12 protein-coding genes are annotated in these 16,656 nt (G+C 60.8%); all 12 read left to right on the top strand.

All coding sequences use genetic code 11. The annotated features are described in order from the left end of the window. The first annotated feature begins 3 nt into the window (after nt 1-3). The 12 genes from V5E99_RS27345 (at nt 4) to V5E99_RS27290 (ending at nt 16,549) form a co-directional block, all read left to right on the top strand. On the top strand, nt 4-180 hold the full coding sequence (locus V5E99_RS27345) for a hypothetical protein (RefSeq protein WP_003176118.1): 177 nt from the start codon (nt 4-6) through the stop codon (nt 178-180). Next, nucleotides 170-3,118: a sensor histidine kinase gene (locus tag V5E99_RS27340; RefSeq protein WP_499805429.1), complete on the top strand. Its 2,949-nt coding sequence runs from the start codon at nt 170-172 to the stop codon at nt 3,116-3,118. Before V5E99_RS27345 ends, V5E99_RS27340 begins: the two co-directional genes overlap by 11 nt. Nucleotides 3,119-3,140: 22 nt before the next feature. Continuing rightward, complete coding sequence (locus V5E99_RS27335; RefSeq protein WP_499805427.1) at nt 3,141-4,577, top strand: sigma-54-dependent transcriptional regulator; 1,437 nt, start codon at nt 3,141-3,143, stop codon at nt 4,575-4,577. A 738-nt stretch (nt 4,578-5,315) separates the two neighbouring features. Then, nucleotides 5,316-6,716 (top strand): polynucleotide adenylyltransferase PcnB, encoded by a 1,401-nt coding sequence (locus tag V5E99_RS27330; protein ID WP_499805426.1) that lies wholly within the window; start codon nt 5,316-5,318, stop codon nt 6,714-6,716. 3 nt (nt 6,717-6,719) lie between these two features. Continuing rightward, nucleotides 6,720-7,205, top strand: a complete 486-nt coding sequence (folK, locus tag V5E99_RS27325; RefSeq protein WP_499805425.1) for a 2-amino-4-hydroxy-6-hydroxymethyldihydropteridine diphosphokinase — start codon at nt 6,720-6,722, stop codon at nt 7,203-7,205. A 344-nt stretch (nt 7,206-7,549) separates the two neighbouring features. Further along, nucleotides 7,550-8,350 carry a 3-methyl-2-oxobutanoate hydroxymethyltransferase gene (panB, locus tag V5E99_RS27320; protein WP_499805424.1) on the top strand — a complete coding sequence of 267 codons (801 nt, stop codon included), beginning with the start codon at nt 7,550-7,552 and terminating at the stop codon, nt 8,348-8,350. Beyond that, nucleotides 8,347-9,204, top strand: a complete 858-nt coding sequence (panC, locus tag V5E99_RS27315) for a pantoate--beta-alanine ligase (protein WP_499805423.1) — start codon at nt 8,347-8,349, stop codon at nt 9,202-9,204. The genes panB and panC overlap by 4 nt, the downstream gene beginning before the upstream one ends. A 194-nt stretch (nt 9,205-9,398) precedes the next feature. After that, nucleotides 9,399-9,779, top strand: coding sequence for an aspartate 1-decarboxylase (gene panD, locus V5E99_RS27310; protein ID WP_047229851.1), 381 nt, complete (start codon nt 9,399-9,401; stop codon nt 9,777-9,779). 241 nt (nt 9,780-10,020) lie between these two features. Next, a complete protein-coding gene (gene pgi / locus V5E99_RS27305; RefSeq protein ID WP_499805422.1) occupies nt 10,021-11,685 on the top strand; it encodes a glucose-6-phosphate isomerase in 1,665 nt (554 codons plus the stop codon). 661 nt (nt 11,686-12,346) lie between these two features. Continuing rightward, nucleotides 12,347-14,284 carry an acetate--CoA ligase gene (gene acs / locus V5E99_RS27300; protein WP_499805421.1) on the top strand — a complete coding sequence of 646 codons (1,938 nt, stop codon included), beginning with the start codon at nt 12,347-12,349 and terminating at the stop codon, nt 14,282-14,284. 156 nt (nt 14,285-14,440) lie between these two features. After that, entirely contained in the window at nt 14,441-15,313 is an 873-nt protein-coding gene (locus V5E99_RS27295; RefSeq protein ID WP_499805420.1) for an oxygenase MpaB family protein, read from the top strand. A gap of 219 nt (nt 15,314-15,532) precedes the next feature. Beyond that, nucleotides 15,533-16,549 carry a class I SAM-dependent rRNA methyltransferase gene (locus V5E99_RS27290; RefSeq protein WP_499805419.1) on the top strand — a complete coding sequence of 339 codons (1,017 nt, stop codon included), beginning with the start codon at nt 15,533-15,535 and terminating at the stop codon, nt 16,547-16,549. Nucleotides 16,550-16,656 lie beyond the last annotated feature (107 nt).

The raw sequence follows: 16,656 nt of genomic DNA, 5'->3' as shown, positions 1-16,656 counted from the left end.
GGGATGTACATCTATCGCTTGGTCCTGCTTTTGGTAGTGGGGATTTATCTGTTTTCCCCGGCCATCATGGATTGGTGGATCGACGCCACTGGCGCCTGGTATCGCCCTTATCTGCTCTGGCTGATTCTGATCGTCGTGACCTTCATCCTGCAGAGCCAAAAAGATGCCGATGAGCTTTAGCCTGACCCAGATGATCCTGATCAGCGCCGCGTACCTGGCGGTGCTGTTCGGCGTGGCCTGGATCAGCGAACGGGGCATGATCCCCCGGGCGATCATTCGCCACCCGCTGACTTACACCCTGTCGCTGGGGGTTTACGCCAGTGCGTGGGCGTTCTACGGCACGGTCGGCCTGGCCTATCAGTACGGCTACGGTTTTCTGTCGAGCTACCTCGGGGTGTCCGGCGCGTTTCTGCTGGCGCCGGTGTTGCTGTACCCGATCCTGAAAATCACCCGCACCTATCAACTGTCGTCGCTGGCGGACTTGTTCGCTTTCCGCTTCCGCAGCACCTGGGCCGGCGCGCTGACCACGATTTTCATGCTGATCGGCGTGTTGCCGCTGCTGGCGTTGCAGATCCAAGCGGTGGCCGACTCCATCGGCATCCTGACCCGCGAGCCGGTGCAGCACCGCGTGGCCCTGAGCTTCTGCGCACTGATTACCCTGTTCACGATTTTCTTCGGCTCGCGCCACATTGCGACGCGGGAGAAACACGAAGGCCTGGTGTTCGCGATTGCCTTTGAATCGGTAATCAAGCTGATCGCCATCGGCGGCGTCGGCCTGTATGCGCTGTACGGCGTGTTCGACGGCCCGCAACAGCTTGAGCTGTGGCTGCTGCAAAACCAGACCGCCCTCGCCGCCCTGCACACGCCGTTGCAGGAAGGTCCGTGGCGCACGTTGCTGTTGGTGTTTTTCGCCTCGGCCATCGTGATGCCGCACATGTATCACATGACCTTTACCGAGAACCTCAACCCGCGTTCGCTGGTCAGTGCGAGCTGGGGCTTGCCGCTGTTCCTGTTGCTGATGAGCCTGGCGGTGCCGCTGATTCTCTGGGCCGGGCTGAAACTCGGCGCGACGACCAGTCCGGAATATTTCACCCTTGGTATCGGCATCGCCGCTAATAACAAGGCCCTGGCGCTCCTGGCTTATGTCGGCGGCTTATCGGCGTCCAGCGGGCTGATTATCGTCACCACCCTGGCCTTGTCCGGGATGGCGCTCAACCACTTGGTGCTGCCGCTGTATCAACCGCCAGCCGAAGGCAACATCTACCGCTGGCTGAAGTGGACCCGCCGAGCACTGATCGTCGCGATCATCATGGCCGGTTACGGTTTCTATCTGCTGCTGGGCGCGGACCAGGACCTGGCCAACCTCGGCATCGTCGCGTTCGTCGCCACGCTGCAATTCTTGCCAGGCGTTCTCTCGGTCCTGTATTGGCCGACCGCCAACCGTCGCGGCTTCATTGCCGGTTTGCTCGCCGGGATTCTGGTGTGGCTGGTGACCATGCTGATGCCGTTGGTGGGCAATCTGCAGGGTTTCTATATTCCGCTGCTGAACATGATCTACGTGCTGGACGACACCAGTTGGCACATGGCGGCGATTGCCTCGCTGGCCGCCAACGTGCTGATGTTCACCCTGATTTCGTTGTTCACCAACGCCAGCCCGGAAGAGGCCAGCGCCGCCGAAGCCTGCGCCGTGGACAACGTCCGTCGTCCGCAACGCCGGGAACTGCACGCCGCCTCGCCTCAGGAATTCGCCACGCAACTGGCCAAACCATTGGGCGCCAAGGCAGCGCAGAAAGAAGTCGAGCAAGCGCTGCGCGATCTCTATTTGCCATTCGACGAGCGCCGGCCTTACGCCTTGCGCCGTTTGCGTGACCGCATCGAAGCCAACCTCTCCGGCCTGATGGGGCCGAGCGTCGCCCAGGACATGGTCGAAACCTTCCTGCCTTATAAGGCTGGCGGCGAAAACTACGTCACCGAGGACATCCACTTCATCGAAAGCCGCCTCGAGGATTACCACTCGCGCCTCACCGGCCTGGCCGCCGAGCTCGATGCCTTGCGCCGCTACCACCGCCAAACCTTGCAGGAGCTGCCGATGGGCGTCTGCTCCCTGGCCAAGGATCAAGAGATCCTGATGTGGAACAAAGCCATGGAAGAGCTGACCGGGATCGCTGCGCAACGCGTGGTCGGTTCGCGCCTGAGCACCATTGGCGATCCGTGGAAAGAATTGTTGCAAGGTTTTATCAACCTACCGGACGAACACTTGCACAAACAGCACCTGGCCCTCGACGGCCAGACCCGCTGGCTGAACCTGCACAAAGCGGCCATCGACGAACCGCTGGCCCCGGGCAACAGTGGCTTGGTGCTGCTGGTGGAAGACCTGACCGAAACCCAGATGCTCGAAGACAAACTGGTGCACTCCGAACGCTTGGCGAGCATTGGCCGACTGGCGGCGGGCGTGGCCCATGAAATCGGCAACCCGATCACCGGCATCGCCTGCCTGGCGCAGAACCTGCGCGAAGAGCGCGAGGAAGACGCCGAACTGACGGAAATCAGCGGGCAGATTCTGGAGCAGACCAAACGCGTGTCACGCATCGTTCAGTCGTTGATGAGTTTCGCCCACGCCGGCAGTCATCAGCACAGCGACGAGCCCGTCTGTCTGGCCGAAGTGGCCCAGGATGCCATCGGCTTGCTGGCCCTGAACCGGCGTAATTTCGAAGTGCAGTTCTACAACCTGTGCGACCCCGATCACTGGGTCGAAGGCGATCCGCAGCGGCTCGCCCAGGTCCTGATCAACCTGCTCTCAAACGCCCGCGACGCCTCGCCGCCCCACAGTGCGGTACGGGTCAAAAGCGAAGCCGGCGAACACACGGTCGATCTGATCGTGGAAGACGAAGGCAGCGGCATTCCGAAGAACATCATGGATCGATTGTTCGAACCCTTCTTCACCACCAAGGACCCTGGCGAAGGCACCGGTCTGGGCCTTGCACTGGTCTATTCCATCGTTGAAGAGCATTATGGACAAATCACCATCGACAGCCCGGCTGATGTTCAAAGCCAACGCGGCACCCGTATCCGGGTGACCTTGCCGCGTCATGTCGAAGCGACGTCCGCTGTGAACTGAGACCGTCGAGAGTATCGAATCAATGCCGCACATTTTGATCGTCGAAGACGAAACAATTATCCGCTCCGCCTTGCGCCGCCTGCTGGAACGTAATCAGTACCAGGTCAGCGAAGCCGGTTCCGTGCAGGAAGCACAAGAGCGTTTCAGCATTCCCACGTTTGACCTGATCGTCAGTGACCTGCGCCTGCCTGGCGCCCCGGGCACTGAACTGATCAAGCTTGGCCAAGGCACTCCGGTGCTGATCATGACCAGTTACGCCAGCCTGCGTTCAGCCGTCGATTCCATGAAGATGGGCGCGGTGGATTACATCGCCAAGCCTTTTGATCACGACGAAATGCTCCAGGCCGTTGCGCGCATCCTGCGTGACCGCCAGTCGGCCCCCGCTGCCGGTGAACCGGTGGTCGGCAAAGCCGCCAACGGCGCGGCGAAACCGGGCGTCGATAACAGCAACGGCGAGATCGGCATCATCGGCTCCTGTCCGCCGATGCAGGACCTGTACAGCAAGATCCGCAAAGTCGCGCCTACGGATTCCAACGTCCTGATCCAGGGCGAGTCCGGCACCGGCAAAGAACTGGTGGCCCGCGCCCTGCACAACCTCTCCAAGCGCGCCAAGGCACCGATGATTTCGGTGAACTGCGCAGCCATCCCGGAAAGCCTGATCGAGTCCGAACTGTTCGGCCACGAAAAAGGTGCGTTCACTGGCGCCAGCGCCGGGCGTGCCGGTCTGGTGGAAGCGGCGGACGGCGGCACCCTGTTCCTCGATGAAATCGGCGAACTGCCACTCGAAGCCCAGGCTCGTCTGCTGCGCGTATTGCAGGAAGGCGAGATTCGCCGGGTCGGTTCGGTGCAGTCGCAGAAGGTCGATGTACGCTTGATCGCTGCGACCCACCGGGACCTCAAGAGCCTGGCGAAGATCGGCCAGTTCCGTGAAGACCTTTATTACCGCCTGCACGTGATTGCGTTGAAACTGCCGGCCCTGCGCGAGCGCGGCGCGGACGTCAACGAAATCGCCAATGCGTTTTTGGCGCGGCAGAGCGCGCGGGTCAACCGCACCGACCTGAAGTTTGCCCCAGACGCCGAGCAGGCGATTCGTCATTACACCTGGCCGGGTAACGTCCGTGAGCTGGAGAACGCGGTCGAACGCGCGGTAATCCTGTGCGAAAGCCCGGAAATCTCCGCCGAGCTGCTGGGCATCGACATCGAACTGAGCGATCTGGACGACGACGATTTCATCGGCCTGCCCCCGCAACAGGGCGGCGCCGCCGGTAACAATAGCCATGAGCCGACCGAAGACCTGTCGCTGGAAGACTACTTCCAGCACTTCGTCCTTGAGCATCAGGACCACATGACCGAAACCGAACTGGCCCGCAAACTCGGGGTCAGCCGCAAGTGCCTGTGGGAACGTCGCCAGCGCCTGGGCATTCCACGGCGCAAGACCGGGGTGGCCAGCGAGAGCTGAACGTCACCTGTAAGGTGTGCGGGTAACACGTGACTTTGTGAAAAAACTGTTACCCCAGTCTTTTCACGTAACAGAAGCCGGGGCTTACGGTAACGAAGCCCCGGTTTTTTTGGGCCTCGAAAAACCCCGACACAGCGCTTAACCCCTTGTTTTACTAGGCTTCGCAAAAGTTGGCACGCACCCTGCTATATGTTTGGTACAAGAACAATAACAAGCAATGCACAAGACAATAAAAATAAGACGAATCGACTCACGCACAATAAAAACAAGACGGCGAGAGGCGCAGCTAACTGATTCTTTTGGAGAGGCGTTGTATTTGGGGCGTGCCCCACGACCAGGCCGAGAACAACAAAAACTGTCCTAAGACAGAGCCTGAACTGGTTGGATCGCAAGATCACTGCAACACAGCGACCAAAGCAATCCGTTTGCTCTTGGCTCCCGATTGGGAGGGTCATGAAGGAAAATCTTCATGGCGAGGGCACTTAACAAAAACAAAAAGCCCGAAACCAATAATAAAAATAGAGCATGCAACTACTTCTTGGGGAGCTTCGGCTCCCCTTGTAGTTTCTGCGATTTGATAAAAACACCCCGCGCGTCCTTCGCTTGCAGCTTAAAGCTTGCCGCTTACAGCTCATATCTGCTGTGTCCTACACCATCCCCCGACTAAATGCTAGAATCCCGGCCCATCATGCGGTCATTCTTCGTTATGGCCGAACATTCCTTCAAACAGTGCATCCCATGCTGAAGAAGTTGTTCCAGTCATTCCGTTCGCCCAAGCGTCCCACGCAACACATTCGCAGCACGCCTGAAGTGCTCAACAGCGGCCAACATTCGCTGCAGAAGGCGCAATTCAGCCGTTACGCGGTGAATATCGTCGAACGCCTGCAGAACGCCGGTTACCAGGCTTACCTGGTCGGCGGTTGTGTGCGTGACATGTTGCTTGGCATCACGCCGAAAGATTTCGACGTCGCCACCAGCGCCACCCCTGAACAGGTACGTGCCGAATTCCGCAATGCGCGGATCATCGGCCGTCGCTTCAAACTGGTGCACATCCACTTCGGTCGCGAAATCATTGAAGTCGCGACCTTCCGCGCCAACCACCCGCAAAACGATGAAGAGGAAGACAGCAACCAGTCTTCCCGCAACGAGAGCGGGCGCATCCTGCGCGATAACGTCTACGGCACCCTGGAAGAAGACGCGCAACGTCGCGACTTCACCATCAACGCCCTGTATTACGATCCGGTCAGCGAGCGCATTCTCGATTACGCCAATGGTGTACACGACATCCGCAATCACCTGATCCGCCTGATCGGCGATCCGAAGCAACGCTACCAGGAAGACCCGGTACGCATGCTGCGGGCCGTGCGTTTCGCCGCCAAGCTGAATTTCGGCATCGAAAAACACAGCGCCGCGCCGATCCGCGACCTGGCGCCGATGCTGCGCGAGATTCCGTCGGCACGCCTGTTCGAAGAAGTGCTCAAGCTGTTCCTCTCCGGCCACGCCGCGGACACCTTCGAGATGCTGGTCGACCTGCAGTTGTTCGATCCATTGTTCCCGGCCAGTGCCGAGGCGCTGGAATACAACCCGACGTACACCCACACGCTGATCAGCGAAGCGCTGATCAACACCGACCTGCGGATCAAGCAGAACAAACCGGTGACCCCGGCGTTCCTGTTTGCTGCCTTGTTGTGGCCTGCCCTGCCGGGCCGTGTGCTGCGTCTGCAAGAACGCGGCATGCCGCCGATTCCGGCGATGCAGGAAGCGGCGCATGAGTTGATTGCCGAACAGTGCCAGCGGATTGCGATTCCGAAACGCTTCACCATGCCGATCCGCGAGATCTGGGACATGCAGGAGCGCCTGCCACGTCGCAGCGGCAAGCGCGCCGACCTGTTGCTGGACAACCCACGGTTCCGCGCCGGTTACGACTTCCTGCTGCTGCGCGAAAGCGCTGGCGAGCAGACCGACGGCCTGGGCGAATGGTGGACGGACTATCAGGACGCCAACGACAGCGAACGTCGCGACATGATCCGCGACCTCAACGGCAAGGACGACGGCACCGGCGCTCCGCGCAAACGTCGTCGCAGCGGTGGCGCCAAGCGTAAACGCGCCGCCGGCGCACCGAGCGCTACGGGCGAGTAAGTGATGGAACGCATCTACATCGGCATGGGCAGCAATCTGGCTGACCCCGCCGAACAATTGCGCAGCGCCGTCGAGGCGCTGGCGCAGTTGCCACGGACCGAACTGGTCGGGGTTTCCGCGTTTTACCAAAGCGACTCGCTGCTGCCCGGCCAACCGCGTTACACCAACGCGGTCGCCACCCTCGACACCTCCCTCGCGCCACTGGAACTGCTCGATGCGTTGCAAGCCATCGAGAACGGCCAGGGTCGCGAGCGCCTGGAACGCTGGGGGCCGCGTACGCTGGACCTCGACATCCTGCTGTTCGGCGATCGCCTGATCGACGAACCTCGCCTCAAAGTCCCGCATTACCAGATGCAGGAACGCGCCTTCGTGCTGTATCCACTGGCGGAACTTGCGCCGGCGGATCTGCGCTTGGCGGATGGCCGCACGCTCAGCGCATTGCTGGCGGCGTGCCCGTTTGTCGGGCTGGAACGCCTCCCCACAGCCTGAGTTGCCGCTAAAAGATCGCAGCCTTCGGCCGCTCCTGCAGATTTACGCGAATCCTGTAGGAGCGGCCGAAGGCTGCGATCTTTTGACGATACAAACCCTGTCGCAAATCTGCTGAATCGCATCAGTTACCCCGGTAACACCCCCACCGTAACAACGCGGTAACACACGCAATTGACTTCCCGAGTCCTCCTCACGACTATAGGCGTCCCGCTGCCGCCAATGCGGCGCTGAAGGGCGCAATCCAGGCCTTATAAGCACGACAAAAGACCGTGCGCCTGAGTAAATGAAGAATCACGCGCGTTACTCGCAGTAGTTTCCACAGCGCCTGAACGAGGATTTTTTACATGCCAGCCATCACCCTGACCACGCTCCAGAGCCTCAAGCAGAAAGGTGAAAAAATCACCATGCTGACCTGCTATGACGCGACCTTCGCCCACGCCTGCAACGAGGCCGGTGTCGAAGTGCTGCTGGTGGGCGACTCCCTCGGCATGGTCTTGCAAGGTCACGACAGCACCCTGCCGGTGACCACCGCCGAGATGGCCTACCACGTGGCCGCCGTTAAACGCGGTAACACCGACGCCCTGATCCTCGCCGACCTACCGTTCATGGCCAACGCCACCCTTGAACAAACCATGATCAACAGCGCCACGCTGATGCAGGCCGGCGCGCACATGATCAAGGTTGAAGGGGCCTTGTGGCTGGCGGATTCGATCCGCCTGCTCGCCGAACGTGGTGTGCCGGTGTGCGCGCACATGGGCCTGACCCCGCAAGCGGTGAACATCCTGGGCGGTTACAAAGTCCAGGGCCGCAGCGAGAACCAGGCTCGGCAGATGCGCGCCGACGCCATCGCCCTGGAACAGGCCGGCGCCTCGATGCTGCTGCTCGAGTGCGTGCCGAGTGAACTGGCCCAGGAAATCACCCAAGCGGTGGGCATTCCGGTGATCGGCATTGGCGCCGGCAGCGCCACCGACGGCCAGGTCCTGGTGCTGCACGACATGCTGGGCCTGTCCATCACGGGCCGCGTGCCAAAGTTCGTGAAGAACTTCATGGCCGGGCAAGTCAGCATTCAAGCGGCATTGAGCGCTTACGTCAGTGAAGTCAAAGCCGTCACTTTCCCAGGTATCGAACACGGATTCTCTGCATGAACACCGTCAAAACCGTCCGCGAACTGCGGGCTGCCGTGGCCCGTGCCCGAGGTGAAGGCAAGCGCATCGCCTTCGTGCCGACCATGGGCAACCTGCACAGTGGCCATGTCGCGCTGATCACCAAGGCCTCCCAACGGGCGGATTTCGTGGTCGCGAGCATCTTCGTCAACCCGCTGCAATTCGGCGCCGGCGAAGACCTCGACAAATACCCGCGCACCCTGGCGGCCGATCAGGAAAAACTGCTCCAGGCCGGTTGCCACTTGCTGTTCGCCCCGACCGTCGAGGAAATGTACCCCGACGGCATGGCCGGCCAGACCCGCGTCAGCGTCCCCCACTTGTCCGAGGGTCTGTGCGGCGCCAGTCGCCCGGGGCATTTCGAAGGTGTGGCGACGGTGGTCAGCAAGTTGTTCAACATGGTCCAGCCCGACCTGGCCGTGTTCGGTCAGAAAGACTTCCAGCAACTGGCGGTGATTCGCGCGCTGGTGCATGACCTGAACATGCCGATCCAGATCATCGGCGAGCCCACCGTTCGGGCCGCCGATGGCCTGGCGCTGTCGTCGCGCAATGGTTTTCTCAACGAAGAACAACGTGCGACGGCACCGGTTGTGTACCGCACACTGACGTCGATTGCCGACGCGATTAAACAGGGTGAGCGCGATTACCCGGCGCTGATTGAGGCGCAGAGCCAACAGCTCGAAGCCGCCGGTCTGCGTATCGACTACCTGGAAATCCGCCACGCGCTGAGCTTGCGCCCGGCCACGCCGGAAGATCGGGACCTGGTGATTCTGGTGGCGGCGTTCCTCGGCACCACGCGGTTGATCGACAACCTGCACCTGAATCTCGACGCATCCTGACACCGCAAAACACCTGTAGGAGCGAAGCTTGCTCGCGAAGAGGCAGTCACATTCAATATCTGCATTGACTGATACGACGCCTTCGCGAGCAAGCTTCGCTCCTACAGGGCCCCGCGTGGATTCGTCCCGTATTGATGCCCCGCAAACCTTCGTGCAATATGCCCGCCGTTCGATTCCGACCTGGGGAAACACTCATGCACGCCATCATGCTCAAGGCCAAGCTGCACCGCGCCGAAGTCACCCACGCAGTACTCGATTACGAAGGTTCTTGCGCCATTGATGGCGAATGGCTGGACCTGTCCGGCATCCGCGAATACGAACAGATCCAGATCTACAACGTCGACAACGGCGAACGCTTCACCACCTACGCCATTCGTGGTGAAGAGGGGTCGCGCATGATCTCGGTCAACGGCGCCGCCGCGCACAAAGCCAAGGTCGGTGACCGAGTGATCATCTGTGCGTACGCCCACTATAGCGAAGCCGAACTGGCGAATTTCAAGCCGCGCATGCTCTACATGGCGCCGGGCAATGAGCTGAGCCACACCAGCAATGCCATTCCGGTTCAGGTCGCCTGATCGCGCCACCTCGCCCGACAAACGTCCGTTTGTCGGGACACTTCCCGCTTAAATGTTAAAAAAGTACAGAAAACCAGTCATACAAAGCGAAGACAGATCCACACGCGAGGTTTACTGTTACCGCCCTGCGCTATTTAATCGTCTCCAAGCAGATTGACCGGACGTCGCCCTCCCAGTGGACGGGCATTCCGGGATCTTCAGTGTCTTAAAGGCAGTTCAAGTAAAAAGGAAAATCGCAGCGATGGCGTACTACCGCACTCCTCACGACGTGACCGCTCTGCCCGCCTGGCAAGCGTTGAAAGACCACCGCCAAGCCATGCAGGATTTCAGCATGCGCGAAGCCTTCAATGCCGACCCGCAGCGCTTTACTCAATTCACCCTCAGCAGCTGCGGTCTGTTTCTCGATTATTCGAAAAACCTGATCAACGCCGAGACCCGCAACCTGCTGGTGGGCCTGGCCAACGAAGTCGACCTCAAGGGCGCGATCAAGTCGTTGTTCGAAGGCGAGATCGTCAACTCCTCCGAAGGCCGTCCAGCGCTGCACACCGCACTGCGCCGCCCGGTGGGCGACAAGTTGTCGGTCAACGGCGTCAACGTGATGCCGGAAGTGCACAAAGTACTGAACCAGATCACCGACCTCGTGGGCCGTATCCACGACGGTTTGTGGCGCGGTTACACCGAGAAGCCGATCACCGACGTGGTGAACATCGGCATCGGTGGCTCGTTCCTCGGCCCGGAACTGGTCTCCGAAGCGCTGTTGTCCTACGCCCAGAAAGGCGTGCGCTGCCATTACCTGGCGAACATCGACGGCAGTGAGTTCCATGAACTGACCATGAAGCTGCGCGCCGAGACCACGCTGTTCATCGTCTCGTCGAAATCCTTCAACACCCTCGAAACCCTGAAGAACGCCCAGGCTGCTCGCGCCTGGTACCTGGCCCAGGGTGGTTCGGAAGCCGAGCTGTATCGGCACTTCATCGCGGTATCGAGCAACAATGCGGCGGCCGTGGCCTTCGGCATCCGCGAAGAGAACATCTTCCCGATGTGGGACTGGGTCGGCGGGCGTTACTCGCTGTGGTCGGCCATCGGTCTGCCGATTGCCCTGGCCATCGGCATGTCGAACTTCAAGGAACTGCTGTCCGGTGCCTACACCATGGACCAGCATTTCCAGAGCGCGCCATTCGAACAGAACATGCCGGTGCTGCTGGCCTTGCTCGGTGTCTGGTACGGCAACTTCTGGGGCGCGCAAAGCCACGCGATCCTGCCGTACGACCACTACCTGCGCAACATCACCAAGCACTTGCAACAACTGGACATGGAATCCAACGGCAAGAGCGTGCGCCAGGACGGCACGCCAGTGTCCACCGATACCGGTCCGGTGATCTGGGGCGGCGTCGGCTGCAACGGTCAGCACGCCTACCACCAGTTGCTGCACCAGGGCACCCAACTGATCCCGGCCGACTTCATCGTGCCGATCGTCAGCTTCAACCCGGTGTCCGACCACCACCAGTGGCTGTACGCCAACTGCCTGTCCCAAAGCCAGGCGTTGATGCTGGGCAAGACCCTCGCCGAAGCCGAAACCGAGCTGCGCGACAAGGGCTTGAGCGAAGAAGAAGTGCATAAACTCGCGCCGCACAAGGTGATCCCGGGCAACCGTCCGAGCAACACCCTGGTGGTCGAGCGCATCAGCCCCCGTCGTCTCGGCGCACTGGTGGCGATGTACGAACACAAAGTCTTCGTGCAAAGCGTGGTCTGGGGCATCAACGCCTTCGACCAGTGGGGCGTGGAGCTGGGCAAAGAGCTGGGCAAAGGCGTCTACAACCGCCTGGTCGGCAGCGAAGAAACCCCGGCTGACGATGCTTCGACCCAAGGCCTGATCAACTACTTCCGCGGCCGTCACCGCGGTTAACGCCCCGCCTCCTGTAGGAGCACGGCTTGCCCACGATGGCGGTGTGTCATTGCGCAAAAATGCCGACTGACCTGACGCTATCGCGAGCAAGCTTCGCTCCTACGAAGGTCGTCACCGGGGTTAACGCCCCGGCTCCTGTAGGAGCACGGCTTGCCCACGATGGCGGTGTGTCATTGCGCAAAAATGCCGACTGACCTGACGCCATCGCGAGCAAGCTTTGCTCCTACAGCGGCCGTCACCGCGGTTAACGCCCCGCCTCCTGTAGGAGCACGGCTTGCCCACGATGGCGGTGTGTCATTCCGCAAAAATGCCGACTGACCTGACGCTATCGCGAGCAAGCTTCGCTCCTACGAAGGTCGTCACCGGGGTTAACGCCCCGCCTCCTGTAGGAGCACGGCTTGCCCGCGATGGCGGTGTGTCATTCCGCAAAAATGCCGACTGACCTGACGCCATCGCGAGCAAGCTTTGCTCCTACAGCGGTCGTCACCGCGGTTAACCTGACGCCGTTCCTGCGGGGGTACTAACCTTGTAGGAGCTGCCGAAGGCTGCGATCTTTTGATCTTGTTTTTAAAGATCAAGATCAAAAGATCGCAGCCTTCGGCAGCTCCTACGAGGGTCGTGTAGCTCCCCTCTTGTCGCAAAACAAGAATAAGGAACCGTCATGTTCGATATCAGCACGTTTCCCAAAGCCGATGCCGTGCGCCGGGCTGCGAACTTGAGTCAAGACGACTACCAGCGCCTGTACCGACAATCCATCGAACACCCCAGCACTTTCTGGGCCGAACAGGCCACGCGCTTCCTCGACTGGAGCACGCCGTGGCAAACCGTCCAGCGCTATAACCTGAAAACCGGCGAGGCCAGTTGGTTTGCCGGGGGCAAGCTGAACGTCAGTTACAACTGCATCGACCGTCACCTGGAAAAGCGCGGCGATCAGATCGCAATCATCTGGGAAGGCGACGACCCGGTCGAATCCGCCCAAATCACCTACAAAAAACTCCATCACCACGTTTGTCGCCTGGCCAACGTGCTGAAAAGTCGTGGCGTAAAAAAAGGCGACCGGGTGTGCATCTACATGCCGATGATCCCCGAAGCCGCTTACGCGATGCTCGCCTGCGCGCGAATCGGCGCGGTGCATTCGGTGGTGTTCGGCGGTTTCTCTCCGGACTCTGTGCGCGACCGGATTCTCGACGCCGACTGCCACACAGTGATCACCGCCGACGAAGGCGTGCGCGGTGGCAAATTCGTCCCGCTCAAAGAGAAGGTCGACCAGGCGCTGCAAAGTTGCCCGAACGTCAGCACGGTGATCGTGGTCGAGCGCACTCAAGGCGAAGTGAATTGGGTCGAAGGCCGGGACCTTTGGTATCACCAGGCCCTGCGCGATGTCAGCGACGATTGCCCGCCGGAGCCAATGGACGCCGAAGACCCGCTGTTCATCCTCTACACCTCCGGCAGCACCGGCAAACCCAAAGGCGTGCTGCACACCACCGGCGGTTATTTGCTGCAAGCGGCGATGACCTTCAAATACGTGCTCGACTACCGCGACGAGGAAGTCTTCTGGTGCACCGCCGATGTCGGCTGGGTCACCGGCCACAGCTACATCGTCTACGGGCCGCTGGCCAACGGCGCGACCACGCTGATCTTCGAAGGCGTGCCAAGCTACCCGAGCAGCTCGCGCTTCTGGCAGGTCATCGATAAACATCACGTCAACATTTTCTACACCGCACCGACCGCCCTGCGCTCGCTGATGCGTGAAGGCGCCGAACCGTTGAAGGAAACGTCCCGGGCCAGCCTCAGATTACTCGGCAGCGTCGGTGAGCCGATCAACCCGGAAGCGTGGGATTGGTACTTCAACGTCGTCGGCGAACAGCGTTGCCCGATCGTCGATACCTGGTGGCAGACCGAAACCGGCGGCATCATGCTCAGCCCGCTGGTCAGCGCCACACGCATCAAACCGGGCTGCGCCACGCAACCGATGTTCGGCGTGCAACCGGTGCTGCTCGATGAGGTGGGCAAGGAAATCAAAGGCGCCGGCAGCGGCGTGCTGGCGATCAAATCCAGTTGGCCGGCGCAGATCCGCAGTGTCTATGGCGACCCGCAACGTATGGTCGACACCTACTTCAAGCCCTACCCCGGCTATTACTTCACCGGCGACGGCGCGCGGCGCGACGAGGACGGCGATTACTGGATCACCGGGCGTATCGACGATGTGATCAACGTCTCCGGGCACCGCATCGGCACTGCCGAAGTGGAAAGCGCCCTGGTGCTGCACGACAGCATCGCCGAGGCCGCCGTGGTCGGTTACCCCCATGACATCAAAGGCCAGGGCATCTACGCCTTCGTCACCCCCATGAACGGCACCGAACCCGACGACGAACTGAAGAAAGAATTGCTCGCGCACGTCAGCAAGGAAATCGGCAGCTTCGCCAAGCCAGACCTGATTCAATGGGCGCCGGCCTTGCCGAAAACCCGTTCGGGCAAGATCATGCGGCGGATTTTGCGCAAAATTGCCTGCAACGAACTGGACAGCCTGGGCGACACCTCGACCCTGGCCGACCCGAGCGTGGTGCAGGCGTTGATCGACAATCGCCTGAATCAATAACACTCGGGCTTGAACGCCTTGTGTAGGAGCTGTCGAGTGAAACGAGGCTGCGATCTTTTGATCTTCGTTTTCAAGATCAAAAGATCGCAGCCTCGTTTCACTCGACAGCTCCTACGGGGGTATTGCGAGTTCGCCATTTTTTGCCATTGAGTTGCCATGGAATTCATCCGTACCCGCATCGAAAGCCAACTCATGAGCCTGACCGGTCTGTCCTTGGGCAAACTCGACCTGGAGAACCCCAAGGGCGATCCGGGGTTGTTCGGCCCCGACTCGGTGAGTTGGCAAGTCCACGGCGATTTCAGCAGCATGCTGATCGGCGGCATCAGCGCGTTGATGCTGCAGGCCCTGCATCCATTGGCCTTAGCCGGGGTCTGGGATCATTCGAATTTTCGTGAAGACATGATCGGCCGGTTGCGCCGCACCAGTCAGTTCATCGCCGGGACGACGTTCGGCTCGCGCAAGGACGCCGACTGGCTGATCGAGAAAGTCCGGACCATCCACCTGCAAGTGGTCGGCACCGCGCCGGATGGTCGGCCTTACGCCGCGAGTGATCCGGATCTGCTGACATGGGTGCACGTGGCTGAAGTCAGCAACTTCCTGGCGGCGCATCTGCGCTACCGCAACCCGGAGTTGTCCCTGGCGGATCAGGACCGTTACTACGCGGAAATCGCCCTGATCGCCGAACGCCTGGGGGCCCGCGATGTACCTCGCTCGCGCCAGGCGATTGCCGATTACCTTGAGCGCATTCGCCCGCAATTGCTGTGCGACCAACGCAGTCGCGAAGTGTTGCGACTGCTGCTGAACGCGCCCGCCCCCAGTCGCCTGGCCAAACCGTTTGGCGGTTTGATGATGCAGGCCGGGATCGACCTGCTGCCGGACTGGGCCAGTGACATGCTCGGCGTCAGCCAGAACCCGTTGCAACGCCAGTTAATCCGCTCCAGCGTCAAACGCAGCGCGCCGATGCTGCGCTGGGCGATGCGCAATGGCTCGGTGCAGCGGGCCAAACGGCGGATGGGATTGCTCACCTGAACGCTGGCCGGGCCCAGGCGGATGGCTCTACCGTAGGAGCGAGGCTTGCCCGCGAAGAACGATAACGCAGTACATCAGTTACACCGAGTGGCCTTCTTCGCGGGCAAGCCTTGCTCCTACGGGTTGATCGCGCCGCGCGGGAACGATCCGTCATGAGGGATCAGGTGCAATGCTGTTAAACTCCCGCGCCAAATTCCCTCCTCCTGCAAGGCGCCCAGCATGTCTTCCTTGAATCAGGCGCTGCGCGCCGCCCTCGATCATCGCCAAGACCTGCTTGCCCAATTGCATCAGCAAGGCACCGATTGCTATCGGCTGTTCCACGGCAGCCAGGAAGGTGCCGGCGGCCTGACCATCGACCGTTACGGTCCGCAACTGCTGGTGCAAAGCTTTCACCAGTCGCTGGAGCGTGACGCGTTACTGCAACTGCACGAGGCCATCAATCAACACCTGGGCCTCGACCTGCTGCTGGTCTACAACGACCGCTCCCGGGGCAATTCGCGCATTGACCGCGAAGACACCGTCTACCGCGCCGACGAAGCGGCCCTGCAAGACCTGATCGGCCACGAATGGGGCCTCAACTACCGGGTCCGTGGCCGTCACGCCGGGCAAGACCCGCTGCTGTTCCTCGACCTGCGCAACACTCGCGGCTGGGTCAAGGCTCACAGCCAGAACAAAAGCGTGCTGAACCTGTTCGCCTATACCTGCGGCGTCGGCCTGAGTGCGGCGGCCGGTGGTGCGCGCGAAGTCTGCAACCTCGACTTCGCCGAAGGCAACCTGGCCGTGGGCCGGGAAAACGGCCAGCTCAACCCGCAGTTGCCGGCCATGGAATTTATCCAGTCCGATTACTTCCCGGCGATCCGCCAACTGGCTGGCCTGCCGATCACCCAGCGTCGCGGGCAGAAACTGCCGAACTACCCGCGCCTGGAACAGCGCCAGTACGATCTGGTGCTACTCGACCCGCCGGCCTGGGCCAAGAGCGCGTTCGGCACCGTCGACCTGCTGCGCGACTATCAAAGCCTGCTCAAGCCCGCACTGCTCAGCACGGCCGACAATGGCGTGCTGATCTGCTGCAACAACCTGGCGAAAGTCAGCATGGACGACTGGCGCGAACAGGTGCTGCGCTGTGCGGAGAAGGCCGGGCGGCCGGTGCGGGAGTGGTCGGTGATGACCCCGGGCGCCGACTTTCCATCGATGGATCAACAGCCACCGCTGAAAACCCTGATCCTGCAACTCTGATCCAGACGTTATGCGTTCCTGCAAAAAAATCTGAACAATCCTGAGCAACGGCGAGCACTTCGGAACCGAAAACGCGTGCCATACTCCAAGGCACTCCGATCAGACAA

It is taken from the genome of Janthinobacterium sp. LPB2021202312-11-4 (genome assembly GCF_037049705.1).
Taxonomy (GTDB): domain Bacteria; phylum Pseudomonadota; class Gammaproteobacteria; order Pseudomonadales; family Pseudomonadaceae; genus Aquipseudomonas.
The sequence above is the reverse complement of the archived record's forward strand: the minus strand, read 5'-3'. Positions and strand labels throughout refer to the sequence as shown.